The organism is Mesorhizobium sp. CAU 1732 (genome assembly GCF_039888675.1).
Taxonomy (GTDB): domain Bacteria; phylum Pseudomonadota; class Alphaproteobacteria; order Rhizobiales; family Rhizobiaceae; genus Aerobium.
Window position 1 is genome coordinate 371,297 of the sequence record NZ_JBDQQR010000004.1, and the last position, 24,572, is coordinate 395,868.

General features: G+C 61.0%; 27 protein-coding genes. 10 read left to right on the forward strand and 17 right to left on the reverse strand.

All coding sequences use genetic code 11. The features are described 5' to 3' along the window. Positions 1-122: 122 nt before the first annotated feature. The 8 genes from AAFN55_RS25555 to AAFN55_RS25590 all read right to left on the reverse strand — a co-directional run bounded on the left by AAFN55_RS25555 (position 123) and on the right by AAFN55_RS25590 (position 10,315). Complete coding sequence (locus AAFN55_RS25555; protein WP_347801812.1) at positions 123-1,505, reverse strand: glycosyltransferase; 1,383 nt, start codon at positions 1,503-1,505, stop codon at positions 123-125. A 38-nt stretch (positions 1,506-1,543) separates the two neighbouring features. Beyond that, positions 1,544-2,581 (reverse strand): HEAT repeat domain-containing protein, encoded by a 1,038-nt coding sequence (locus tag AAFN55_RS25560; protein WP_347801813.1) that lies wholly within the window; start codon positions 2,579-2,581, stop codon positions 1,544-1,546. Between the two features lies 1 nt (position 2,582). Next, positions 2,583-4,331: a YaiO family outer membrane beta-barrel protein gene (locus AAFN55_RS25565; protein WP_347801814.1), complete on the reverse strand. Its 1,749-nt coding sequence runs from the start codon at positions 4,329-4,331 to the stop codon at positions 2,583-2,585. Continuing rightward, on the reverse strand, positions 4,331-4,720 hold the full coding sequence (locus AAFN55_RS25570; protein WP_347801815.1) for a response regulator: 390 nt from the start codon (positions 4,718-4,720) through the stop codon (positions 4,331-4,333). Before AAFN55_RS25570 ends, AAFN55_RS25565 begins: the two co-directional genes overlap by 1 nt. After that, a complete protein-coding gene (locus AAFN55_RS25575) occupies positions 4,689-6,344 on the reverse strand; it encodes a hypothetical protein (protein WP_347801816.1) in 1,656 nt (551 codons plus the stop codon). The genes AAFN55_RS25570 and AAFN55_RS25575 overlap by 32 nt, the downstream gene beginning before the upstream one ends. A 5-nt stretch (positions 6,345-6,349) precedes the next feature. Further along, positions 6,350-6,736 (reverse strand): response regulator, encoded by a 387-nt coding sequence (locus tag AAFN55_RS25580; RefSeq protein WP_347801817.1) that lies wholly within the window; start codon positions 6,734-6,736, stop codon positions 6,350-6,352. Between the two features lie 4 nt (positions 6,737-6,740). Further along, on the reverse strand, positions 6,741-9,206 hold the full coding sequence (locus tag AAFN55_RS25585; protein WP_347801818.1) for an ATP-binding protein: 2,466 nt from the start codon (positions 9,204-9,206) through the stop codon (positions 6,741-6,743). Positions 9,207-9,919: 713 nt separating this feature from the next. Continuing rightward, positions 9,920-10,315, reverse strand: coding sequence for a hypothetical protein (locus AAFN55_RS25590; protein ID WP_347801819.1), 396 nt, complete (start codon positions 10,313-10,315; stop codon positions 9,920-9,922). A gap of 19 nt (positions 10,316-10,334) precedes the next feature. Here AAFN55_RS25590 and AAFN55_RS25595 point away from each other — a divergent pair, with 19 nt between their 5' ends. From AAFN55_RS25595 to AAFN55_RS25605, 3 genes are all read left to right on the forward strand, one after another. Continuing rightward, a complete protein-coding gene (locus AAFN55_RS25595; protein WP_347801820.1) occupies positions 10,335-10,871 on the forward strand; it encodes a TraM recognition domain-containing protein in 537 nt (178 codons plus the stop codon). 345 nt (positions 10,872-11,216) lie between these two features. Then, positions 11,217-12,269: a DUF977 family protein gene (locus tag AAFN55_RS25600; protein ID WP_347801821.1), complete on the forward strand. Its 1,053-nt coding sequence runs from the start codon at positions 11,217-11,219 to the stop codon at positions 12,267-12,269. Positions 12,270-12,681: 412 nt separating this feature from the next. Continuing rightward, complete coding sequence (locus AAFN55_RS25605) at positions 12,682-12,813, forward strand: hypothetical protein (protein ID WP_347801822.1); 132 nt, start codon at positions 12,682-12,684, stop codon at positions 12,811-12,813. Positions 12,814-12,839: 26 nt separating this feature from the next. Here the strand turns inward: AAFN55_RS25605 and AAFN55_RS25610 are convergent. The 3 genes from AAFN55_RS25610 to AAFN55_RS25620 all read right to left on the reverse strand — a co-directional run bounded on the left by AAFN55_RS25610 (position 12,840) and on the right by AAFN55_RS25620 (position 15,800). After that, positions 12,840-14,008 (reverse strand): IS3 family transposase gene (locus tag AAFN55_RS25610; protein ID WP_347801823.1). Its coding sequence is split into 2 segments (ribosomal slippage): positions 12,840-13,744 and positions 13,744-14,008, totalling 1,170 coding nucleotides; the frame shifts between segments, so codons are not numbered across the junction. 28 nt (positions 14,009-14,036) lie between these two features. Continuing rightward, positions 14,037-14,225, reverse strand: a complete 189-nt coding sequence (locus AAFN55_RS25615; RefSeq protein WP_347801824.1) for a LysR family transcriptional regulator — start codon at positions 14,223-14,225, stop codon at positions 14,037-14,039. A 135-nt stretch (positions 14,226-14,360) separates the two neighbouring features. Beyond that, entirely contained in the window at positions 14,361-15,800 is a 1,440-nt protein-coding gene (locus AAFN55_RS25620) for a saccharopine dehydrogenase NADP-binding domain-containing protein (RefSeq protein WP_347801825.1), read from the reverse strand. A gap of 712 nt (positions 15,801-16,512) precedes the next feature. On the opposite strand from AAFN55_RS25620, the gene rnk reads away from it, so the two are divergent. The 3 genes from rnk to AAFN55_RS25635 all read left to right on the forward strand — a co-directional run bounded on the left by rnk (position 16,513) and on the right by AAFN55_RS25635 (position 18,427). After that, positions 16,513-16,956, forward strand: a complete 444-nt coding sequence (rnk, locus tag AAFN55_RS25625) for a nucleoside diphosphate kinase regulator (protein WP_347801826.1) — start codon at positions 16,513-16,515, stop codon at positions 16,954-16,956. A 145-nt stretch (positions 16,957-17,101) separates the two neighbouring features. Then, positions 17,102-17,644 carry a nucleoside-diphosphate kinase gene (locus AAFN55_RS25630; protein ID WP_347801827.1) on the forward strand — a complete coding sequence of 181 codons (543 nt, stop codon included), beginning with the start codon at positions 17,102-17,104 and terminating at the stop codon, positions 17,642-17,644. A 30-nt stretch (positions 17,645-17,674) separates the two neighbouring features. Beyond that, positions 17,675-18,427 (forward strand): sulfite exporter TauE/SafE family protein, encoded by a 753-nt coding sequence (locus tag AAFN55_RS25635; RefSeq protein WP_347801828.1) that lies wholly within the window; start codon positions 17,675-17,677, stop codon positions 18,425-18,427. 89 nt (positions 18,428-18,516) lie between these two features. On the opposite strand, the gene AAFN55_RS25640 is transcribed toward AAFN55_RS25635, so the two are convergent. Further along, positions 18,517-18,639 carry a hypothetical protein gene (locus AAFN55_RS25640; RefSeq protein ID WP_347801829.1) on the reverse strand — a complete coding sequence of 41 codons (123 nt, stop codon included), beginning with the start codon at positions 18,637-18,639 and terminating at the stop codon, positions 18,517-18,519. A 541-nt stretch (positions 18,640-19,180) separates the two neighbouring features. Here AAFN55_RS25640 and AAFN55_RS25645 point away from each other — a divergent pair. Together AAFN55_RS25645 and AAFN55_RS25650 are read left to right on the forward strand one after the other, a co-directional pair. Beyond that, positions 19,181-19,471, forward strand: coding sequence for a DUF1127 domain-containing protein (locus AAFN55_RS25645; RefSeq protein WP_347801830.1), 291 nt, complete (start codon positions 19,181-19,183; stop codon positions 19,469-19,471). Between the two features lie 341 nt (positions 19,472-19,812). After that, entirely contained in the window at positions 19,813-20,451 is a 639-nt protein-coding gene (locus tag AAFN55_RS25650; RefSeq protein WP_347801831.1) for a PTS sugar transporter subunit IIA, read from the forward strand. A 44-nt stretch (positions 20,452-20,495) separates the two neighbouring features. Here the strand turns inward: AAFN55_RS25650 and AAFN55_RS25655 are convergent, their stop codons facing one another. The 4 genes from AAFN55_RS25655 to AAFN55_RS25670 form a co-directional block, all read right to left on the reverse strand. Next, complete coding sequence (locus AAFN55_RS25655; RefSeq protein ID WP_347801832.1) at positions 20,496-20,795, reverse strand: XRE family transcriptional regulator; 300 nt, start codon at positions 20,793-20,795, stop codon at positions 20,496-20,498. An 84-nt stretch (positions 20,796-20,879) separates the two neighbouring features. After that, positions 20,880-21,506, reverse strand: a complete 627-nt coding sequence (locus AAFN55_RS25660) for a trimeric intracellular cation channel family protein (RefSeq protein WP_347801833.1) — start codon at positions 21,504-21,506, stop codon at positions 20,880-20,882. Between the two features lie 11 nt (positions 21,507-21,517). Then, entirely contained in the window at positions 21,518-21,796 is a 279-nt protein-coding gene (locus AAFN55_RS25665; RefSeq protein WP_347801834.1) for a L,D-transpeptidase, read from the reverse strand. Positions 21,797-21,820: 24 nt separating this feature from the next. Next, on the reverse strand, positions 21,821-22,150 hold the full coding sequence (locus tag AAFN55_RS25670) for a hypothetical protein (RefSeq protein ID WP_347801835.1): 330 nt from the start codon (positions 22,148-22,150) through the stop codon (positions 21,821-21,823). A 60-nt stretch (positions 22,151-22,210) separates the two neighbouring features. On the opposite strand from AAFN55_RS25670, the gene AAFN55_RS25675 reads away from it, so the two are divergent. Together AAFN55_RS25675 and AAFN55_RS25680 are read left to right on the forward strand one after the other, a co-directional pair. Beyond that, the gene (locus AAFN55_RS25675) at positions 22,211-22,576 is read left to right on the forward strand and encodes a response regulator (RefSeq protein WP_347801836.1); all 366 of its coding nucleotides are present in this window, start codon (positions 22,211-22,213) and stop codon (positions 22,574-22,576) included. A gap of 392 nt (positions 22,577-22,968) precedes the next feature. Continuing rightward, the gene (locus AAFN55_RS25680; protein ID WP_347801837.1) at positions 22,969-23,727 is read left to right on the forward strand and encodes an SDR family oxidoreductase; all 759 of its coding nucleotides are present in this window, start codon (positions 22,969-22,971) and stop codon (positions 23,725-23,727) included. A 369-nt stretch (positions 23,728-24,096) separates the two neighbouring features. Here the strand turns inward: AAFN55_RS25680 and AAFN55_RS25685 are convergent, their stop codons facing one another. Beyond that, positions 24,097-24,552: a hypothetical protein gene (locus tag AAFN55_RS25685; protein WP_347801838.1), complete on the reverse strand. Its 456-nt coding sequence runs from the start codon at positions 24,550-24,552 to the stop codon at positions 24,097-24,099. Between the last annotated feature and the right edge of the window lie 20 nt (positions 24,553-24,572).

A 24,572-nucleotide genomic window follows, 5' to 3' on the forward strand; every position in this document is an offset into this window, starting at 1 on the left:
ACAGGGCATTTGAGATGGAGTCCGTGCTGATCGAAGGACTGGGCGGCGATCAAGCCACTGCGGCGCTGGACCAACTGATCAAGGCATTAGAGATGGCTTCCGACCCCGCGAGATGATCGCGATCAGCCTTGCTTCGAAAAGCCTGTTCGGGTCATCTCGCCCCAATTGTTATCAGCGCGCAGATACTGCCAATATCCCTTGACGCGCCAGAAATTGTTGAGCTGACGATACCCGAAATTCTCGGCAACCGCCGCTAGCGTCAGAATCGCGAGGTCTCGGGGGCGCGGAAAGCGCTTCAGCTCCAACTCCTCCAGGATCAGTGAGGCGACGCTTACGAAAACGCCGTAGACGAAAACGAGCGCGGTGTAGGCAAGCATGTGTTCCGTAGAGAGCACTCCCATCAGCCAAAAGAGCGGCATCAGGATGTAGCCGAGCACTTCCATGATCGGCCCTAGCACGTCAACGACCAGAATGTGGCCGAAACCGAGGAAGCCCACGCGGCCGTATCTGGGATTGAACAGCATGCTCCGATAACGGAAGAACACTTCCAGTGCCCCGCGTTGCCAGCGCGAGCGTTGCCGGGCCAATACAGCCAGTGTTTCCGGCGCCTCGGTCCAGCAGACGGGCTCGGGAATGAACTCGATCCGGTACTCTTTCTTGTTGTCCAGCATGTAGCGATGAAGCTTGATGACGAAATCGAGGTCCTCGCCCATGGAGCCCTTGGTGAACCCGCCGACCGCGATAGCCTCCCTCCGTCTGAATACGCCGAACGCGCCCGATACCAGCATGAGCGTGTTGACGTGACTCCAGGCCAGGCGCGCCATCAGGAAGGCGCGCAGATATTCGACCACTTGAAAGAGCGGCAAAATTTTCTTTGGGAGGCGAACCGTCTTCACACGCCCGCTTTCTATCGTCGAGTTGTTCGCGATGCGGATGGTGCCGCCGACGGCGATCGTTCGTTCCGGGTCCTCAATGAACGGCTGCACGGCTCTCAGCAAAGCATCCGGCTCGAGGATAGAATCGCCGTCGATGACGCAAAAGATCGGTGCGCGCGAAACGTTGATGCCGGCGTTCTGGGCATCGGCCTTGCCGCCATTGGATTTGTCGACAACAAACAGCCGATCGGATCGCGGCGAGGCATAGATCCCTCTGATCGGTTCATGCTTGAGGGTTTCCTCGAAGGGCCGCCGGACAGATACGAGTTCGAAGGCGTCGATCAGCCGCTTCAGCGTCTCGTCCTTGGATCCGTCATTGACGACGATGACCTCGTAGGCGGGGTATTCGAGCGACAGCATGGAATGGACGCTCTCCACTATGTTCATCTGCTCGTTATAGGCGGGCACAACCAGCGAGATCGGGGGCGCAATGTCGCCGTAGCGATACCACAACAGGCTCGAGCGAGCGACGGGCGGGCGCCTGGAGAGTGCGTAAGCCGCAATCACCAGCTGCAGAAGATACACAGCGGTTTGTATCAGCCCGAAGACGATAACGATCCAGGCGATCACGCCTGCCACGTTGAGCAGCAGACCGTACCAACTGTCGGTCATGCGGCCAGCCCCTCTGAAAGGATGAGCGAAGCGGTGCGCTGGCTGCGCGATGTCTCCTCCACTGCCGTCCGCCGAAGCGCTTCCATCCCGGTCGCTCCGATTTCCTTGAGGGATTTGCCCGCTGCGTAGCGGACGGCCCACTCGCCATCCCCAAGTAGCGACGTTAGTGATTCTACCGCTTCTGCGATGCCGATGCGGCCGGCCGCCTCCGCAGCCTCCCTGCGTACCTCCCAATCCCCGCTTCCCAAGCTCGCGAGCACGGTTCCCGCCGCCGCCGGATGACCAGATCGGCCAAGCGCGCGAAGAGCGGCCGCGGCGACTTCCGGCGATCGGTCGCGTGCCAAGACTTCCACCTCGCGCAGGAAACGGTAGTCTTCCGTGAGCGAGAGCGCCTCGATGGCCGCTGCCCTGACGAAGGGCGAGCCGTCCTCCATCAGCGCATTAGCGAGAAGTTCGCCGCTGCGGTCCGCGGGAAGGCTTTCGAACAGATCGATCAGCCGGCGGGAGCGCAAACCTCTCGGACCAATCCGCTCGAGCACGGTCTGCAATGCCGGAAGCGCGCCGAGCGCGTTTAGCGAGATTGAAGCGGCGATGCGGACTTCCCGGGAGCGATCGTCGAGCGCTTCGAGCAGGGCCTCCACGCTGGCGGTTCCCGGAAACGCAGTGAGGATTTCGGCGCTATGAATGCGTTCCGCTTCATTGCCCTTGCGCAGACGTCTGCGGGCAAACTCAGGCAGGCGCGTTTCCCCGAAAACGTCCTCGATTCTCTGGCGTTCATCCCCGCGCAGCAGCGACAGGAATTCGAATCCGGAATCTGCCACGATTGCCGCGGGTATTTCACCGAGTACCGCCATCAGCGCATCCCGTTCGCCATCCTCGCTGAAGCGGATCAACGAGGTCATCAGCTTACGGCGCAGGATTTCGTCGCGCGCGTGGCGTCTTTCGTGAAGGATTCTGAGGACGACCAGCACTATCATGATCGCCAGCGCGCTCGATCCGATGACAATCGACAATGTCCAAATGTAGAAGAGCATGTCAGAACCGGACCGCAAGGCCGAGGCCGAAAATGTTCCTGTCGAACGTTTCGCGGTGTTCGTAGGCGTAGTTCGCCCGCAGGGTCAGCGTATCCGACAAATCGAAGGAAATTCCCGTGAACCCGGTCTTGGTGTCGATCAGCGCTCCTTCAGAAATTTCGGGAGCGTCGCTGTAGCCGGCGAAAAAGCGCAGCCTGTCGGTCGCCGCGAGGTCGGCGCGAATTGCGTAACCGTTGGACGAAGTGCCCTCGTCGTTAGCCGAGTGTATCCAACGGACTTGCAACCCCAACCGTTCGTCGAAGAAGAAATACTGCGCTGCGGGAGAAACCGTGGTCACCGACGTGTCGTGGAAAACGTCGTGCCGGCCATCGAGGGTGAGCAACAACGGTCCCAGTGGGCCAGCAGGAGCGTAGACGCGCCAAGCCGCCCCGCCGCCCACAGAAAAACGCGCTAGGAAATCGGCGTCCGGTGTGCCTGCCACGATGCCGTAGGAGGAAAAATCCTGCGAAAACGCATGGTCGATGCGCGCCTCGATCTGGACGTCGGTTTCGCCATATCGAGTCGCCACCCGAGTTCGGGCTCCAACGGTGGTCCCCGGCTGCAGCGTGTACATGAGGCCGAAAGCGCTGTCCGTCCATGAGGACAGCCCTCCGGTGAGGTCGCTCACCTCGGTGCCGATGTCGACCCGCCACTTCTTCGGCGGCGGCTGGTTCAGGCGCTGCTGAATGTCGGCTGAGGAGGGTTCGAGCACCAACGCCCTGCGGTAGTTGATCCGGGCCGCGCGATCATCGCCAGTCGCGCGTTGCGCATCGCCAAGGCCGAGCAGGGCCTCGGTGTCATCTGGTTCCCGGTCCAGGACGGCCTGAAACTGCGCCTGGGCCGCCCGGACGTCGCCTTCCTGCAGGCTAATGCGGGCGGCAAGTATCCGGGCCTCGGTGCTGTCGGGGTGATCCGCCAACACACGGCCGACAAGAGTCTTGGCCCCAGATCGGTCGCCACGCCACATTGCGACGCGAACAAGCCCCAGACGCGCGTCGAGATAGTCCGGCGCTCTTTCCAGAGCGGCCCGAAAAAACGTTTCAGCGTCGTCGAGTTTCTGCTGGGACCCGGTAACCAGCCCGAGCGCGACCAAGACGTCGGCATTGCCGGGCGACAATGCAAGCGTCTCGCGATATATGGTCTCGGCTTCGGTAAAGCGGCCTTCCTCGCGCAGCTTCCGCGCCTGCTGAAGCGTGATCTCCAGCCGGCTCGGCGCCGGCTTGGCCCGTTTGGCGAGTTGCCTTGCGATGTCTGGTTGCGGTTCGGCCTGCTTGGCCGTTTCCGCAGCCTCTATCGATCCGAGCAGTTGCCTCGCCTCGGCGTTCTCTGGCTGCGCGCCAAGCACCGTTTCGGCCAGCTTTCGCGCTTCGGCGAAATTGCCGCTTCTGAACGCGATCTGCGCCAGGCCGAACCGTGCGTCCTCATAGGATGGTGCTAGCGCGAGCGCTTGCTCGAATGCCTGGCGCGCGGCGGGGTTGTTTGCGAGCGCTAGTCGGGCGAAGCCAAGCTGAACCAATACGTCCGCATTGAGGGGATCAAGCGTCTTGGCGCGATCGAGCAGCGAAACAGCATCTTTAAAACGCTGTTCCATGCGCGCGGCCGATCCTTCGCGAAGAAGTTCTTCGGCCGTCTGCGATGCAGCCTGTTCTCCACCACCGACGGAAAGCAAGCCGGTTAGCAAAGCCAGGGCCAGAACGCGACGCGGCTTCATTATTGTCTCGACGCCTGCCGCGCCAGAAGCTTGGACAGGCGCGCGAGCAATTCCTCGGGGATGAACGGCTTGACGAGATAGTCGTCCGCACCGCGCTCTAGAGCCGACACGATATCCTTTTCACCTTTGCGCGCGGTGAGCATGATGACGGGGATGTGCGCCACGCCGGCGTCGCTCTTCATTCGCGAGAGCACTTCGAAACCGTCGAGGCGGGGCATCATCGCATCGAGCACGACCAAGGAGGGCTGCTCGCTCGCAACCTTGGAAAGAGCCTCATCGCCGTCCATGGCCGTGATCACGCCGAATCCCTTCGCCTTGAGGCGAAAACTCATCAGTTCAATCAACAGCGGGTCGTCGTCACAAATCAGGATTCGGTGCTTGGGGTTCATCGACTCTGGCCTCCGGCATTGGGATGCGCGGGCCCCCAAGACCGCGATCCGTTTCATCCAGCGCGTGGATCATAAGACCGTCGAAGGACGGCCACGCGGCAAGCAGACGCGAGAGTTCGGCTCGCGCAACCGCTAGTTTATCCACATTGTTCATAAAGCTGATTCGCGCTGGATTGACACGCGTTTCACGTTGAAAGGCATATGCCAACGCAGCTCCTCGCGCCGCGACCGGTTCCGAAAACAGCGAAACGGTTGCCGTCCGGTCTCCCATTCTCAGCAGCACACTGCCCGTCTTGGCGCGAACGAAGGTCCGATGCACCTCAATGTCGAGCGGGCCGTTTTCGATGGCGACCCTGACGGGAACGTCGTTGAGCGCTCCCCAGGCGAGCCATGGCTCGCTCAATGAAGTCACTTCGCCTATCTCCGTGCGGTATGCCATGACCGTGAGGTCGGAAATGGCGGGGCGCGCCGCGGCAATCGCTGCGGCACCAGCGTCAGCATCGAGCATCCAGAATGGGACGACAATGGACACCGGCTCGCCCCAAGCCGAGGAGAGTGCCTGGATCGCCTCTGCCCATCGGCTCCAGAAGCTTACGGGATCAAGCGCAAAATCAGCCAGAAGATACGGCTCGATATCGAACTGCAGGCCCGCAAGACGCCCAGCCGGGGGGCCTGCCAATTGATAGCGGCGGATTGCGGCGACGCGCCGCAACGCGTGGCTGAGCCCGTCGGCGGTGACCATTGCCGGATCGCCTTCGACCGCATGGACCGAAATACCGCGCCTGGCCAGGCGGCCCACAAGATCGGCGAGAGCAGTCCCGCCTGTTACCCCGCCATCGTCGATCTTCAGTTGCAGGAAGACGCGGTCGAGCCGCGCAGACACTGCCCATTCTTCAATCTGCACCGGCTGGGCCAGCCATGCCTTGGCATTCCAAAGCCATGTTCCGGTGCGCGAAGTCTGGCTGGTTGTCGGGCCGGGCTCCAAGCTGAGAGAATTCAGTCGGAAGCTGGCCTGGCCTGGCGGGCAGTTGACTACCAAGTCTCGAGGATCGTCCGCTGGGCTCGGAGGGATTTTCAGGCTGACGCCATCGGAGCCGGTCAGCGCCTGCGGTGGCGCAGGCGCATCGCCCCCTCCTTCGACAATTGACAGCCCAAGCGGCTCGCCCGAACCGGCGCCTGCGGCGACGAGCCTTAGGCGCGCCGCGCGCGGAAAATGAGAAGCGCCTGTTTTCAGGACGATACCGGCCGGCGCGATTCCTTCACCACAATGAATTGTCAAACCCACTTTAGACCGCATGATCTGGACCCGCTCCTCGCCGCCGAACAGCTGCGGTTCGAGTTGGTCGAGCAGGTTCGTGCCAAGAGGAAGCGGCGCCGTCGAGGTTTTATCTGACTTGTCATCCGGGACACTGACCGTCTGCGGCACGAAGCGGCCATCGATCTCAGTGCCTTGTATGGTGACGCGGGACGGTGAAGGCCCTCGGACAGCTACGGACCGGCTCCAAAGCGCGGATGGCTCGCCGTGCTTCATTTCGCCGGGTGCCTCAGCCGAGATGTTGGCGGCATGGCTCGGCACCATAGTGAGAGCGATGAGAAGGATTTGTAGTCCATATCTCCTGCTCATGCATCTCATCGTTCAACGGGCCCGTCAAGATAGCGTCGCGCCTGCGCGGCGAGTTCCATCGGATCGAATGGTTTTGCAATGACCCCGATTGCGCCGAGCGAGAGGAAACGTTCGATCTCGTATGCTTGGGTCCTGGCGGTGATGAACACGATTGGAATAGCCGTCGTCTGCCTGGCTGCTTTCAATTGCGCCAAGGTTTCCGGACCGTCCATCCCCGGCATCATGACGTCGAGCAGAATGAGATGGGGCAGCCAGGCAGCAGCGACGGCAAGCGCCTCCTTGCCCGACGCGCATGTCCGGACGTCGAGAGCGGGATCGAGTGTAAGCGACATCGCGGCTACCTCACGTATATCCGCCTCGTCGTCGACGTAGAGCACGCGCAAGGTCGCCATTGGTCTATCCTTTCTGTTCCGGCGCTGCGACGAACTTGCCAGCTCGCGCCGAGGTTAGTTTCCGAACCAGTTCGGCGATAGCGATCTCTGATGTCTTTGTTTTCGTCAGAGCCAGTTCGACCTGCGCCGCCAGATGTTCGTCGATTTCGGACGCAGAAAAAATGACAACTACAGTGTCGCTCGGTATGGCGCTAAGTAGCTCGGCCCCTGACCCATCCGGCAGAGTCAGATCCAGTATCACGAGGTCGAAATGCTTCTGCTGCAGCTCGAACCGGGCCTCCTGCACGTTGCGCGCGGATGTGATTGCGATAGCGTTACCCAGACCGGCCGACATGACCGCAAGAACGCCCTCATCGTCCTCGACATGGAGAACGGTCGGCATACGTCTGAATGATCCCTCGGTGGATTTCTCGACCGCGGCGCGCAGCCGATCCATGTCGATCGGCTTTTCCAGCCAATCGACGATGCCAAGGGCAGAACCGTTTAGGGATTTGCGAGCCTCGTCAATGAAGGCGGAGATGATGATGACGGGCAGGTCCAGGCCCTTGGCGGTGTTTCGCAGGTGATCGTAAAGTGTGAGGCCTGACCGGCCTGCGAGTTTCATGTCTAGGGTCATGGCGACATAGCGATTGCTCGCCAGTAGATTTTTGGCCGTTTCTATATCGGGCGCGATGTCGCTTTGCAGTCCGTCCTGCGCAAGTGCGACCGCGATGATATCGGCAATGTCACTTTCGTCCTCGACAACAAGCACGCGGCGCGGCGCGCTCTGGCCATCCGTCGAAACCGTGTCGCGGGACACTGAACGACGGTCGCTGGCTTCCGGGAGGTCTACATGGAAAGATGTTCCTGCTTCCGGCCCTGTCTCAAATGACACGAGGCCGCCCAACCGCTCGACAATAGCCTTCACGATGCTCAGGCCTAGCCCCGTGCCACCTTTTTGCCGCGAGTCGGACGAGTCCGCTTGCTCGAATTTGCCAAAGATCCTCGACTGGAACGCAAGGGGGATACCAGGGCCTTGATCGACCACGGACACGCGGATCATGTTTTCCTGTCGCGTCAGGCGCACCTCCACTCGACCGTCCTGTGGCGAGTATTTGATCGCATTCGACAGCAGGTTGAGCATCACCTGGTGCAGCCTGTCTGGATCAACTGCAGCCAATGCACCAGGCGCCTGGTCGTCCAGAATGATGGAGACGTTGCGGTCGGCGAGGTAGTTTCCGCTGCTTTCGATCGCCTGCTCGACGAGCAGCCGGAGAGCCATCGGCCGAGGATCGAAAGGCATCCGTCCGGATTCGATCTTCTCGATGTCCAGAATGTCGTTGATGAGCCTGACAAGGCGCTCGCTGTTGGAGTGGGCTATTTTGATCAGCCCGGCAACCTTCTGCGGAATCTCGCCAGCTGCTCCTGCCGCGACAAGTCCCAGCGAGCCGCGGATTGACGTAAGCGGCGTCCTGAGTTCATGGCTCACCGTCGAGATGAAGTCGTTCTTCATCTGCTCGCTACGTTTCCGCTCCGTGATATCGAAGAGCGACCCGTCCCAAACCAATTCACCACGGACATCGATCCGCGGCTCAGCCGCCGCGCGCATCCATACCTTCTCCCCGTTCGGCTTGGTGAATTCGGCCTCCAGCGACCAGGCCTGGCGGGTTTCGGCCGAGCGTATGAGGTGGCGTTCGACCTCGGCCAGTGCCTCACGAGAAATCATGCGCGAGATGGTCCCAGGCTTGTCGACGATGTCCTCAGCCGGGACGCCCAGGACACGTTCCGCGCCGCCGGATACATAGGAAAAGCGCCCGACCCCATCGGGCCCGATAAAAAGCTGGAAGAGGACGCCCGGCGCATTGCTGGCGATGGCCTGCAGCCGGGCCTGACTTTCGGAATAAGCCGACACCGCCCAGCGGCGCTGCTGATCGTTGATGATCAGGAAGCCGAGGAGGAGAACGCCTATGAAATTTGTGGGCACAGTCAACGCGATGAGGTTTTGGAACACCTCATTGCCTGAAGCGTCACCGAGGCCCAGCAAGGCAAGTGGAGGAAGCACTGCGGCCATCGTTGCGAGAACAAGCACGTGTTTCGGTGCAAGGTGCGCGTGCCCTCGAGCGTGTAGCCAAACCCACATTGCCGAAGAGAAGGCGGCCACCAGCCAAATGCCAGCAAGCGCGGGAGCTAAGCCCGCGCCACCCAGACTCATCCGCATGCCGGAAAGCGTGGCGGCCGTAATGATGGCACTCACAGGTCCGCCAATCGTTCCTGAGAACGCCATCACGACATTGCGCCCATCTGCAAAAAAGCCTGGCGCGAACTCGACGGGCGAGACCATGCTGATCAATCCGGTCGCGCCGAAGACCATACCGACGACGATGCTCTTGATCCAAAACGAACGATCTAGACGACCACCGAGAAAGGCGAGGAAAAGCGCGGCGAGAATAACGACCGCCCCGCTTTCAATCATATTGATGACTGACATCATTCCGTCGTCCGTGACAGTTGGAGCAGCGCTTGACGGTACCGTATGTGTGATCGAGTTAACGGTTAAATAAGGATTTGGCACCTCGGTTGATGATTTCGGCACCGGAAACCGTTAGTCTGCGGTCGTCCCAAAGATGCCTTGCTTCTTTCTACATTCAAACAAATACCACGACGCGACAACGATAAGCGCCGCACTCAAGGCAATTGTCATGAATACTTAGTGCGGGCTGGGCATAAGCCAAAACGTTGGTCTCGGTCCTCGGCCGTGACCGTGCTCGAGCAGCCTGCGAGAAGCAAACCGACGACATGAGCGACCGGTGTTGGTCTCATTGTGATGTTCTTTGTTCGCAACATGTAGTGGGTTGTCGACGACTATCGCTTCTTCCGAAATCTGAATTGGCGGATTAGATGCTGCGATGGAGCCGGGCTCAGCCTTGGACTCGTTGTCCACACTGCGGGAGTTGGTGGTCGCGTTGTTTGACCTTGGCCCCCCAGTGCGGATTGCTTCGATACCATTGTTGGCGGTAATCCACGCTGCAACGCAATCCGCGCTGACTGGGGTTCGGTTACGAAAACGAGAACGGCGGACTGCCCCGCCGTTCTCCGATTTTATTGCTCGCGAAAGAAGATCGTCCCGCCTCGGTTCAACTCGTTCTCGTTGACGCACTCAGCATCGCCTCGAAACCCGTATCGTCCGAGTAGTCGATCATGTCGCTAAAGCTTTAGCGACAAAAGCCCCTCGCTTCCGAAAGCCCTATAAACTGCTGCCGTTGACTCAGCGAGAGTAGCGTTCATGGCCTGCACCGGTTCTGCCATCCCCACAAAGTCCACGACGGTTCGCACCGGACGCTGGCCCGCCAGTAAATCGACCAGAATTCGAATAGCATTGGCAACTTTGGCGGGATCCTGCTCAGGTTTTGTATCGAGCATGGCGTCTATGGCTTTCAATGTTTGTTCGGGTGCTTCGGCAAATGCGCCATATCCAGCCAGAGCCACGGTGTCGGCAGGACGAACAAGGTGATCGAGCCAAGTCGTTTTGAAACCACTTGGCTCAACCAGCACCACATCCACGCCGAATTGCGAGAGCTCTGCTCGGTAAGTGTCGCTCATCGTCTCCAAGGCAAACTTCGTGGCGCTGTATCGCCAGGGCGGCATCAACTTCCTCGGTGTGTTCCAGAACGCTGCCGCACAGATCGAAAACCGATACGGGAAAGAGACCGCGCGCATCTGGAAGAAGGCCGTCGTACACACGATTTATCGCGGTCTGCCCGATACCGACACACTGCGAGATATCGAGCATCGCTCTGGCCGCACGTCCGTCATGGTGCGCGGCTTCAACGTCAACATGAATCAGGTGAACGGCTCCGGCGATAGCCTGGCCGAACAATCCCGCCCCCTGCTCCAGGTCGAAGACATTCGCCGCGCAACTGGCGGCGACAAGGGCCTGCTCGACTCCCGCGATCACGGCTTCTTCACGCTCGATATGCCGAACTATTGGGAGCGGCCCGAACTCTCGGGGTGCCTGCGCGATGTGCGCGACAAGCTGGACAGATACGCTTGGCTCGACAATGTTAATCCGGCCCTGTTCGCTCCGCCCCTCAAGAATGCCGATGCCGACATGGAGGCCATCCTCACTCGATTGCGCGGTGAATCAGAAGACGCTTGAGTTATAGAAGTGGTTTCTATGCCTCATAAGGTGGGTTTAGCCTGCGCTGAACTCCTGCCCTTCGGCGAGAATGGGGGTGGCGTGGGCAAGGATCAACGCGGCGGGCGCACAAGCCGAAGCGCGGAGCCTGGGAACCATGCCCTTTTCCGCGCCGGGGGCGAAGCCCAGCCTTCTTGCGCCAGGGATCGAAGCCGCAAGGTCGAGACTTTTAGGCTCGGTTTACGAGAGCCTGACCGTTTTAGCCGATGCGCAAAATACCGCCAATTTTGGGTATTTATGGGTATCTTTGCGGGCATCCCTAGCTAATCGTTGCTGATATGGGTATTTTCGGGTATATTTTTGGGTATGGCACTCAAGATCGATTCCCTGCAACTCACCAATGAAATCCTCGCTCTCGTCTCAGAGATCGACGAATTCAAAGGGGCGTGGCGCGCCCTTGGAACGCTGGCACCGGAGCGGCTATCGGCTCTGCGCCGCGTCGCCACGATTGAAAGCATCGGTTCATCCACCCGCATTGAAGGCGGCAAGCTTACTGACGCCGAAGTGGAGCGACTGCTCTCTAATCTCGACATCAAAACTTTCGACTCTCGTGATGAGCAGGAAGTCGCGGGATATGCGCAGGTCATGGAAACCATTTTTGCGCATTTCGGCGCGATCGACCTCACCGAGAACCACATTACGCAACTCCACCGTGACCTTCTCGCTTTTAGCGATAAGGACGAGCGTCATCGTGGCGCATATAAGACGCTCGCCAATCATGTGAGCGCGTTTGATCCTGACGGAAAGGAAATCGGCGTTATCTTCGAAACGGCAACGCCTTTCGATACCCCCGGTAGGATGCAAGAGCTGATCGATTGGACCCGCAACGCGTTAAATGAGCAAAGCCTCCATCCTTTGCTCGTCGCCGCAATCTTCACAGTGGTGTTTCTGGAGATCCACCCATTCCAGGACGGCAACGGAAGGCTGTCGCGTGCCCTGACGACGCTCCTGCTGATGCGCAGCGGCTACGCCTATGTGCCCTACTCCTCGCTCGAAAGTGTGATTGAGAACAGCAAAGAGGGCTATTATCTGGCGCTGCGTCAAACCCAGAGAACAATTCGAAGCTCGAAGCCAAACTGGCAACCGTGGGTCGTCTATTTCCTGCGCGCATTGCAGCAGCAAAAACGCCGCCTGGAGAAGAAGATCGAACGGGAGCGGTTTGTCCTAGGCTCGCTGCCCGAACTCTCGCTCCAGATCATCGATGCGGTCAAAGAACGTGGGCGCATCACGATTGCGGAAATCGTCAACCTAACCGGTGCGAACCGAAACACGGTCAAAAAGCACCTGGCGAAGCTCGTCGAAGCAAACCAGCTGACCCAGCATGGAGCGGGTAAGGGAACGTGGTATGGTAGACGTTAACAACAAAACTAAAATATGTAATTCAGCGCAAGAAACGCACCATGCCCATATCCCTTGAACAGCATATTGAAACTTAAAGAGCGCTCTTTCCGAACTTAATCCCACGGGTGAAAAAGGGTTTGAGGGGCTGATCGCCGCCGACCTCAACGCAATTACTGGCATTCCGTTTCGGCTTGCCAATAGCGGATATCAGCGTGGAGTCGATGGCAAGCCCGCCTTTGAAGGCGCGGCCGCATTCGAGTGAAAGCTCTACACGAACGACCTGCCGCGAAAGGACGTTCTATCTAAGATTCCAGACTTCGTCCGCCATAACGATCATGCCGATCTTGTCTGGATTTTAGGCGCGACTTGCACGGTCCCGAGCCAGCTCGCAGATGACCTACGTACCGACGGCGCCAAAGAAGGAATCAGCGTGCTGATTCTCGACTGGGTTCCTTCTGAATTTCCACGCCTCGCCGTGGCGCTTGCGATGGGTGGCATCCAGGTTGAGAATTTTCTCAAAGCCAATCTCAAATCGTATGATGCTCGTAAGAGAGTGGTCTGACCCCATAAGGTGGTCCGGTTTCAGTCTTAATGCATGACGGGTTTAACAGCCATCTGGACGGCCGATGATGGAGTTGATCCCCCGTGTGGTGCAGGCCAGAGAACGGCCTCCGGTGCCGGTGGTTTGTATCCGAGCGACGAGTGTGGCCGCTCGGTGTTATAGTATCGCCGCCATGCCTCGATGATGACCTTCGCCTCGGCCAGGCTGTAGAAGATCTCACCATTGAGCAGTTCGTCGCGCAGCTTCGAGTTGAAGCTCTCGCAGTAGCCGTTCTCCCAAGGGCTTCCCGGTTCGATGAACGCAGTCTTTGCGCCGACAGCTACGATCCATTCGCGCACTGCTTTTGCAACGAACTCGGGACCGTTATCCGATCGAACATGGCCGGGAACACCGCGCAGGATGAACAGGTCCGACAGGACGTCAATGACATCGCTCGAGTTGAGCTTGCGATCGATGCGGATTGCCAGGCATTCCCGGGTGAACTCGTCGATGATGTTGAGCATGCGGAACTTCCTGCCATTGTGGGTCCGGCCCTCGACGAAGTCGTAGGACCAGACATGGTTGGGATGCTCCGGCCGAAGCCGGACGCACGATCCGTCATTCAGCCAGAGACGGCCTTTCTTCGGTTGTTTTTGGGGAACCTTCAGCCCCTCCCGCCGCCAGATCCGTTCGACGCGCTTGGCATTCACCGTCCAGCCCTTGGACCGCAGCATCGCAGTGATCCGGCGATAGCCATAGCGGCCGTAGCGTGAGGCAAGACGGATGATGTCGGCGGTCAACGCTTCTTCATCCGGCCTGCCTGTGCGCTTCTTGCGCTGGGTCGAGCGATGCTGGCCGAGGACCTTGCAGGCAAAGCGCTCCGAGACGGAGAACTTCGCCATGACATGGTCGATGCAACGGCGGCGACGGGCGGGGCTTAGTAGTTTCCCGAGGCGGCCTCTTTCAGGATCAGCTTCTCGAGCGTCAGGTCCGACACCGCCTTGCGCAATCGGTCGTTCTCTTTCTCGAGCTCCTTGAGGCGCTTCACCTGGTCGCAGTTCAGGCCACCAAATTCCTTTCGCCACCGGTAATACGTGAACTGCGTCACGCTGATCGAGCGAACCGCTTCGCCAACCGATCGGCCTTGCGACAACAGCACGTCGACCTGGCGCAGATTCGCGACGATCTCTTCGGGCCTGTGCTTCTTCTGGGGCATTCCAACGTCCTCTCCACGGCTCAACAGCCTACTTCAGGGAGGACCACTTTTCAGGGGGCAAACCACGGTTCAAAAGCCTGACGCCGAGGTCCGCCTCCAGTCTCGAAGCCAGTTTGGATGCCTGGCCGGAACTGGTTTTCAGCCGTTCAGAAGCGCTGGCGAACCCCCCGGTCTCCAGTGCCGCGATGAACATCCGGTCGCATTCGAGGCGGTCCATTGCTTCCTCCCTGCGACACAAGGAGTGTCGTGTGGGACTATTATAGCTCGCTCAGGCAGCAGTGACGACGGCAGCCTTCGGCTACGGCGAACAGAACCCTTGCCGCCGCAGCCGGTTCATCGTGCAGCCAAGCCCTCAGCCAACGAGCACGTTGCGGAACTGCCAGGGATCCGATGCATCGATGTTCTCCGGAAAGAACCCGGGCCGGCCGTCCAGCGGCGTCCAGTCGGTGTAGGTCCCGGCCACCTTGCCGAGATAGGGCGTCTGGATTTCCAGGCAGCGACGGAAGTCGAGCTCCTCAACCTCGACGATGCCCGCCGACGGGTTTTCGAGCGCCCACACCATTCCGGCGAGGATGGCGGAGGTCACCTGGAGGCCCGTCGCATTGTGGTGAGGGACGAGCGCGCGGGCCTCTTCAATGGAAAGCGTCGAGCCATACCAGTAGGCGTTCCGGTCGTGCCCGTAGAGCAGCACGCCCAGCTCGTCGACACCATCGGCGATCTCGTCCTCGCCGAGGATGTGGAAGGTCTCCTGCGGCGTTCCAGCCTTGCCGAACATCTCGTGCAGCGACAGTACCGCGTCGTCGCATGGATGGTAGGCGTAGTGGCACGTCGGGCGGTAGGCAGCAGTTCCGTGCTCGTCGCGCACGGTGAAGTAGTCCGACAAAGTGATCGCCTCGTTGTGGGTGACGAGGAAGGCGTACTGGGCTTCGGCGGTCGGGGTCCAGGAACGAACGCGCGTGTCCGCGCCTGGCTGGAGAAGGTAGATCGCGGACTGCGAGCCCTTCCCGTGCCTGCGGCCGTTCTCCGGCATCCAGGTCTCGTGCGTGCCCCAGCCGAGTTCGGCCGGCTGCAGGCCTTCGGCGACGAATCCTTCGACGGACCAGGTGTTGACGAACGTGCCGGCCGGCTTTGGCGACAGCGAACGCTGGGTGTCGCGCTCGGCGATGTGGATGCCCTTGACGCCGACACGCTGCATGAGCGCGGCCCATGCATCCCGCGTCTTGGGCTCCGGACCCTCGATGTCCATGTCCTCAGCAAGGTTCAGCAGGGCCTGCTTGACCAGCCATGAGACGAGGCCCGGATTGGCGCCGCAGCAGTTTACGGCCGTAGGGCCACCAGGGTTTTCCGCCTGCGCCTCGAGGATGATCTCGCGCAGGGCGTAGTTGGTGCGTGCCTCCGGGCCGGCGCTCTCGTCGAGGTAGAAGCCTGCCCAGGGCTCTGCGACGGTATCGATGTAGAGTGCCCCGACTTCGCGGCAGAGCTCCATGACGGCACGCGATGAAACGTCGACCGACACGTTGACGCAGAAACCCTGCCCGCCGCCCTCGGTGAGCAGCGGTGTCAGGAGGTCACGGTAGCCATCGTGGGTGACGGCCGTGTGCACGAAGCGAATCCCATGCGCGTCGAGAAGAGCGCGGTCCGCGTCGTTCGGATCGATGACGACGAAGCGTGAGCGGTCGAACTCGAAATGGCGCTCCAGCAGGTGCAACATTCCTTTTCCGATCGAGCCGAACCCAATCATGACGAGCGGCCCCGTAATCCTGCCGTGAACCGGCCATTCGTTGTTGTTCATGAGACTGTCCAATCTTCAATTATGCGCCTGTTCGGCGCGCTGTTCTTGCTCGGAGCGCAGGGAGCTCGCCAGACGCGGAATCGCGTCGTGGTTGTTGCGCGTTGGCGCGATCGGGGAGTTGAGACACTCGTCGTGACGGGACCGTTTCCGGCCTACGTCGTGCGGTGACCGCCCCACGCCCAAGGCGCGTCGACGGTTCTGATCATCGTGTTAGGGAAGGAGATTGCAGGCGCGGCCTCGATCGACCGCCACCGGCATTGTGCCCCGCAGCCAGGAGCAACGCGTCCCGACCGGGGGCTAGTTGCCCGCGATGGGACACACCCTGAAGAGATTTCCGTTGAGGGGAAAGACGCTGGTCATCCCCCAGAGGTGGGCGATATCGACATGCTTGTCAAGCAGCCGTAGCGGCAGCGATAGGCAGGCGCAGATGAGAGTGCGGAATTCACCTAGCTTGACTTTGCGTCCGGGGTATCCCACGTTCTGCGGCATGTCGACCGATCGCTGCATCCTCCCGCTTGAACGGGCGTTCCCCATCGCGGGCACCTAACCCCCGGCTCGGTCGCGTCGCGCCCCGGCCGCGGGGCATAGGCCTACACGCGCTACGAAACGCGGCGATGTAGGTACGGCGACAAACCAATCCACACAGACAATCTTTAAGCCGTTGGTGCCGTTGTCGCGCCCGCGGTTCGATCATTTTGGAAGAGTTTTGAAAATGGCCACCACCATGGGCCGGCGCAAGCCTGCAATCACCATCACCCGCACCGATCACGAGAAGCTGGTGCGCCTCGCCGAGATACGTGCTGCCAAGGGTTTCGAGACGGCCGAGGAACTTCTCGCCGAGCTCGACCGGGCTCGCATCGTCGATGACCGACGCATTGCATCCGGGGTCGTGCGGATGGGATCCGCAGTGAGCTACAGCACCGATGCAGGCGAAGCCAGAACCGTAACGTTGGTGTTTCCCGGCGAGGCAGACATCGCTGAAGGCAAGATTTCAGTCCTCACGCCGATCGGCGCGGCCCTTATCGGCCTGTCCGCTTCACAGTCGATAGACTGGACGTCGCGCGACGGCCGCATCCACAGGCTGACCGTGGAGAGCGTCGAACAGACGGAAGTCGTCCAGCTTGCACGGCCGCAACCCGAACTGCGGACGGCATGACCATGTCGATGCCGCTCAGCCGCCTCTCGCTATACGGAGGATGTCTCATCGCAGGATCGTAGCCCCCTGTGCCGCATGCATGCGGCCAGGGGTTCTCCACCAGGTCCCGACTTACCGCTCCCAGGCGGAGCAATGGAGAACTACGATGTCAAAAGAAACCTGCATCCTCACCACGAAGGACTTCACGATCGTCGAAGTCATGCGCGACAGCTGCCTCGGCCAGGACGATCCGCTCGTGCCGATCCTCAAGCGGAAGATCGAATCCGCCATCGTCATGTTCCGCGACGACGTTCCGGACGATGTCGCCACCATGAGCAGCCGCGTCACGTTCAGCGTGAACGGGCGCAATCCCGATACCAGGATCATCTCGCACGACAGGATGACGTCCACGGTGGGCATGTTCCTGCCCGTCACCACCTTGCGCGGGCTGGCGCTTCTCGGTCTCGCTGAGGGCGAGCAGTTCGTGTTCACGAATAGCGACGGTGACGAGGAGCGGATCCTGCTCGAGAAGGTCCAATATCAGCCGGAGTCCGCGAGGCGTGAAAAGGAAGCTCTGGAGAGACACTCGATGGGACAGGCCCTAGGCAAACCTTCGCTGAGGTTAATACGCGGAGCTTTCTACGACCGGGCGCCGCTTGTCGCCGTCTCCCCGGACGGGTTCGACAATCCCGGCCCTTCGGCTGCGTGACGGCGTCGCCGTAGCTTCGAGAGGCACACGATGACCGAGTATCTGCTTTTGGCCGTCGCGGCCTTCCTCGCAGGCATGCTGAACACGGTGGCGGGCGGAGGCACGTTCCTGACCTTCCCCGCCCTCGTCTACACGGGCGTGCCTCTGGTGGCCGCCAATGCGACAAGCGCGGTCGCCGTCTTTCCGGGGTATCTCGGCGGGGCGGCGGGTTTTCGCCGGGAGATCAGGGCACTCGACCGCGGCCGGCTGTTGAAGGCTACGGCGGCCACGGCGGCAGGCGGTCTCGTCGGATCGCTGCTGCTTCTCGTGTCGTCCAACGAAGCCTTCGCGGTCGTGGTCCCTTTCCTTCTGGCGCTGGCCACCCTCGTCTTCGCGTTCGGCGACCGCCTCAGGAACCTGATGGAGAAGCACGCCGCCGGAGCGGGTGCCACCACCGGGGCCGTAGGGACGATCGTCGTCGCGGTCTACGGAGGCTACTTCAACGGCGGGCTCGGGATCATGCTGCTTGCGCTGTTTTCTCTGTGGGGAATGCGCGATCTCAACCAAATGAACGGGCTCAAGAACGGCCTGTCGTTCATCGTGTCGGCGATCTCGGTCGCCACCTTCGCGGCCGCCGGTCTGGTTGTCTGGCCACAAGCGGCCGTGATGATGGCGGCCGCGACGATCGGCGGCTACCTCGGCGCACCTGTTGCAAGAGCGCTTCCGGCGTGGATGGTGAGAGCCGGGGTCATCGCCGTCGGCGCCGCGATGAGCGCGGCGTTCTTCTGGAGGCTCGTGGCATGAATGGACTGACGGGATGTTCCGGACGTACGATCAGTGGACCTCGGCGGGGGGCAGGGCCGCATTCGCACGGCCCTGCCCTATCCGGAGCGCTAGCGCCGCTTCGCTCCAAGTCCGGGCTTGGCTATCGCCGACACTGTCGACGCCGCCTGAACCTGCTTCTCCTTGGGCTGCTTTGGCTTACGGCCTTCGCGATTGCCTTTTCTGGTCGCCATTTCGGTATTCCTTCATCCAACGTCCCATCGATCGGGCCGCGTGCGAACGCGCCAAACGCCTGGATGGGAATGCTTCGAACTGTGTAATGGGCAGCCCTGGTCCTGGGTGCTCGCCGCGGACCAGGGCTAGAGGCCTGCTTTGGGCCGCCGCCGGAAAGAAAGTCCGTATGAAGGAATTCTATTCATGGCGCCATCATGGAGAAGATAAAAATAAAGTCAAACGTAATAAGAACACGTCCAAGAGCGGCGCAAGGCCGCACTCAAGCTTTGTCGCTTGAAACATCTATCTGAAGTAATTATATTATTTGCATGTTAAACTTCATTCAACAGAACAACTGGTTCGCTTTCTTGGCGCCATCCTTGACCCGCTCCTAGCCCCGAGCGGCTAGAACGCACGCGTTCGCCGCCTCGGGGCTCACAAGAAGACAATCAAGCATATCGCGACGGCGCGCTCCTCCCGGAAACGCCCCCGACGCCATGCACGCCGTCTGCATTTTCTGGTGCGGACGGCTCGATCAACGCTGTGAATGGAGCGGCAATCATGTCCGAATTGAATCAATCAGGAACCCATCCCGCATCGGGCCTGCGCCCGGGTATTGGCGCGACAGTAGCGGGTATCGTCTCCCGCGCGATGGAGCGATGGCATCGCGGCCAGGCGGCCGCCACACTTCGTCGCCTCGACGACAGGCAGCTCGAAGACATCGGCATCTCGCGGAACGACATCCCCCACGTCGTGGCAGGTCTCGTGCCCTCGAAAATCGAGACCTCAACACAAGATGCCCGGATCTCGGCGCATGCCGCCAGGCTCCTGCGGGCGGCCCGATTGCAGTGAGGGAGACCGAAATGGATATGACGACGAGGACGATCGTGGCCGTTGGCCTTCTGAGCATGATGATCATCGCCTTCCTGGTGATCTGAAGGAGACAACCCTCCGGCGACGGCATCCCATTTCGAGAGGCAGGCAGGTGAAATATCGCCATGTGCACTGAAACGTTCATCAGGATTTCGAGGCTTGTCGGGACAGGCCGAATCCCTCGCCGGAGCGGGCAGCCTCACCCTGAATCCCGCATGTAGCCCTCCTCCGGCACTACCACCGACGATGCGGTTCATTCCCGCGGCGCCACCTCGCCGCACGATGGAGCGTGACATGAGAATATTCCGGACGAAGCACGTATGCCTATCCTGCAACCGATCCCTGCCGAGAGCGGCGTCCCGTTGCCCGTGGTGCATCGATTCGATCGTCGTGCCGGCGGCGCTGCTGGGCCGCCCGATCCCGCACCGCGATCCGCGCGGGCGCGACATGGCACCGAGGCTGTCATGAAGCTCAGCGAACTCCTTGAGGAAGAGGATTTCCTGCTGGGCGCGCCATCGAGGGATAAGCGATCCGCGCTCGAGGCGGTCGCGTCCATGCTGGGCCGCAGGACAGGACGATCACAGGGGGAGGTCCTGAACGCGCTTCTTCGCCGCGAGCGTCTCGGGTCGACCGCGACGGGTGACGGTCTCGCGATGCCGCATGCCGCGCTTGCAGGCATCTGGATGCCTGCCGCGGTGATCGCGACGATGAAGCATCCGGTTGCGTTTGACGCGCCGGACGACGAAGACGTCGACATTTTGCTCGGCCTCCTGTGGCCGAGCGACGTAGGAGGTTTCCTTCTCACCCTGTCGCAATCCAGCCGCCTGCTTCGCCGCCCTGGCTTTCGGGATTTGCTGCGCCAGGCGACTTCCCCGGCCAAAGCCTTGGCCGGGATCGAAGCGATGGAGAGGAACTACGCAGCAGCAGGCCATTTGGCCTCCGCCGGCGCAGTGACCTGATGAGGGTCCTGACGCGCGCGAAGCGGATCGCGCGTCCGGACAGATCAGGGCACTCGGTCGTTGGCGACGATCCCTCCTTCGCCCTCCAGACGGGCGATGCGCTTCGCTTCCGATTCCGTGAATTTGCGCCGTACGCCGATGCCGCCACCGTTCTCTTCAATGAACACCGCGCCCAGTTCTTCCAGGGCTACCTGGAGCGCCGCGATGGTCCTGTCGTCGGGCTCGTCGAGCTTGCGCTCGAAGTCGTGGATGACGGCTTCATCGATACCGGAGTGGATTGTGAGCTTGCCGCGGGTGATCTCGACGAGCGCCCTCGCAGCCCGGCATTGCGAACCAGTGATCATTCTCTTCTCCTTCGGTTCTTATGGCGGGCCAGTCTTCGCCTGCCGCCGTCCCGAAGCAAGGGCGCCGAGGCCGGGTTGCGGCGGTCACGTGTCGCCGGAAGGCTGGCCGTAGCGTGGCAGCGCCCAGTTCCAGTGCAGGGCGCCGAAACGGATCGCGACGGTTACGACGAAACCAGTCACGATCGCGGTCTCGCGTGGCACGCCCGCTCCGGAGAGCAGCACGAATGCTACGGCTCCGGCGAGCGCCGCCGTGGCATAGACCTCGCGGCTGAGTATTGCCGGGCTTTCGCCGCTCAGCACATCCCGGATGATCCCTCCAAAGGTAGCCGTCACGACACCCATCGCGACTGCGGCGACAGGTCCGGCACCGACAGCGAGAGCCTTCTCCGCGCCCAGTATCGCGAAGAGCGCCAGGCCGACCGCGTCGAAGCGGAGCAGCAAGAATTCCCGGGACTGCGGTACATGGGCGAGAAAGAACACGGCGGCCGACGCCGCCACGCAGGCTAGCAGATAGCCGGGGCTGGTCACCCAGAAGACGGGGGTGGCTCCGATAACGGCGTCGCGGTTCGTCCCACCCCCGATCCCGGTCGCCGTGCCGAGCAGCACGAACCCGGCGATGTCCATCCGCTTCCTTGAGGCCGCAAGCGATCCCGTCAAGGCGAACACGACGACTCCGAACCAGTCGAGGAAGACTACGGCAGCGTCGATCATCGTTCCCTCCTTCACACGAGGCCGGGCGTGACGGCATCCGCCGCCAGCACGACGATCGGAGAGCCGGACCGGACGTTGTCGTGAAGGTGGATCACGTCCTGATGCAGCAGCCGCGCGCATCCTGACGAGACCGCCTTGCCGATGGTCCATGCTTCTGCAGTACCGTGAATACGGTAGAGCGTGTCGACGTTGCCCTGATGGATGTAGAGCGCCCTCGCGCCGAGCGGATTGTCGATGCCGGGCGGGCGGCCATGCCGCCACTGTTCCAGCTGAGGCTGGCGATTGATCATGTCCGAAGGATTCGTCCAGACGGGTCATTCGCGCTTGTAGGCGATATGCGCACGACCGGACCACTCGAAGCCCGCACGTCCGATCCCGACGCCGTAGCGCGTCGTCAATCCGCCTGGCTGGATATGGTAGAGGTAGCGGTTGACCGTATCGACGACGACTGCTCCGGGCTCTTCGTTCGATGGATAGTCGACCACTTCCCGGAAGAAGCGCGGATCGAGGCGCGCGAGATTAGCGGCCGGGATCGGGAATGCCTCCTCCGGCATCGCCCGGTACATCAGGAGCGCGTGGTCAGGGTGTTTCGGGCTGGAGGGAGAGCCGGCACTGTGCGTGGCGTGGGAGCCGTAGTCGCGCATCCCGCAAGCGTCAACGCGAGAACGCTGCCGATGGAGCCGAGCACGGCTCGGCACCGCGCAATGGGTGATCTGCTTTCGGGCCGCAGCGTCCTTGTCGTAGAAGATGAAATGCTGATCCTCATGATGATCGAAGACATGCTGGCCGACCTCGGGTGCGCGTCCGTGACCGCTGCCGCCACAATTGATAAAGCCCTCGCCTTGATCGAAGAGCATGTCTTCGACGCGGCGATGCTGGACATGAACCTGAAAGGCGACGACAGCTTGAAGGTCACCGACGCGCTCGCCGCGTGGGGCGTGCCGTTCGTCTACTGCACGGGCAACAACGGCCATGGCATGAGGGTAGATCCCGCCAACACCCCGGTTCTTCGCAAGCCGTTCAGTTTCGAGGAACTGACTGCGATCCTCACGCGCCTTCTCTCTCGCTGATTGCCTGCTAACCATTGTGGAGCAGCGGTGTTTGCCCGACACAGCCCCATATCCCCACGGCCGGAAGTGGCCCGGAGGGTGCGACCATCGGCTCTCAAAAGGACTAATTGACCTGGGTCGATTCGAGCCGTTCAGCATTCCCCACTTAGGATGGCCGCTCATCGCGCGACCGAGCCGACGGAGGCATCGGCTCGGATTTGCCGCGATCAAGCGTTCTACGTCTCAATCGGGTGGTGAGCGGGCGCATCCGTAATTGCGTGCCACGGCAGGACTTTGGGCAAAGCAGCCATTCGCCAGTCAACGCTGCCATGTCGCCGGTGGCCTAAATCGGGTGGCCCGCTGCCTGCCCGGCCGCTAGACAGCCATGACGCAATGTTCAGGAGAACCACGTCATGGAACTGAAAAACAAGTCGATTATCATCACCGGGGCAAGCAGCGGAATCGGCGCAGCGGCGGCTCTACTGTTCGCAGCCGAAGGCGCCAACGTGGTCCTTGGCGCACGCCGGGCGGCGGAACTCGAAACCCTTGCGGGGGCGATCAACCGAGGCAACGGCAGGGCCTTATACCTGGCAGGCGACGTGAAGGATGAGGGCTACGCCGATGCTCTGGTCGATGTGTGCATGAGAGAGTTCGGTGGGGTGGACGGCGCTTTCAACAATGCCGGCATCGTGGGAGAGATGGGTCCGGTCCCCGATATGGCTAACGGCAATTGGAACGATGTCATCGCGGTCAACCTGACAGGCGCCTTCATGGCCGCCAAGGCGCAGATACCGGCCATGAAGAAGCAAGGGCAAGGCTCGATCGTCTTCACGTCGTCCTTCGTGGGCTTCAGCAACGGCGGAATGCCGGGAATGGGGGCCTACGCAGCGTCCAAAGCTGGGTTGATCGGCCTGGTGCAGTCGCTGGCATCCGACCATGCCATAGACGGGATCCGTGTCAACGCGCTGTTGCCAGGAGGCACGATCACACCGAGCGGAGGGGAAGGGAATGCGGCCGCATTGGAGTTCGTCGCGAATCTTCATCCAATGAAGCGGATGGCGACCGGGAAGGAAATTGCGCAGGCAGCTCTCTTCCTGCTTTCCGATCGGTCGAGCTTCATGACAGGAAGCCCGATGATCGTTGATGGCGGTATGTCTGTACGGCTCACATAGCGACCGTACACACTCCCTGTGAATGACTATCATGACCATTCGGGGAGGCGTAAGCGGCGACCTCTATCATGGTCTCCAGCGATGTCTCCTTTCACGCAGGGGCGAAGCTGACCTCTACGGCCGGAATGGGGCGCGTAGCTGTCGAAGTGCAGCGGCCAGCCGAATGGCCGCTTTCCCAACTCCGCCGCCCAGAAGCGGTCGGGCAGAAATCCACCCCCCAACTCGCCATTCTCGAACTGCGTGTACGAACCGGCAGGTGTCGACCCGTTTCGGACATTGGCCTCTCGATTTCAGTTCTCTAAAAGCTGACGCTAGGTTGCGTTTGAGAGAGAGCTGATCGATATCGCCCCCTCCCGGATTGCTTGGCGATTAGCGGTGGGCGGGGACCCTAGTTGTCACCTCGACCAGGGCCGTCACCGGCTGGCCATCGACCAGAATGGGTTGGTGGTGGTCGTCCGCAAGCAGGACGCCGATTACGTGGCTGCCTGCGGGATTGGGGCAATGACCAAAGCGCCCCTTAACGAGGTCACCGCCGAAATCGCTGTTCATGCTGTTATAGGGCCTGCCGGGAATGTCGCAGGTGTTTCCTTCAGGATCGATCTTCATATGGATATGGCCACATCGCGCATTGTTACCACACGCGCCTGCTGGCAGCAGTTCGAAGTTACTTTTCACGATCACACCAATAGCCATCTCTGGGTCTGAACCGAGCTCGATAACCGTCCCGGCTTGCGGCCAGACGACTTCGAGCGTCGGCCGGTCTTGCGCCATGGCTCCGGTGGACATCAAAAACACGGCAGGTACGACAAGCAGGTTGCGCAGCATGATCTTCTCCATCTAATCGG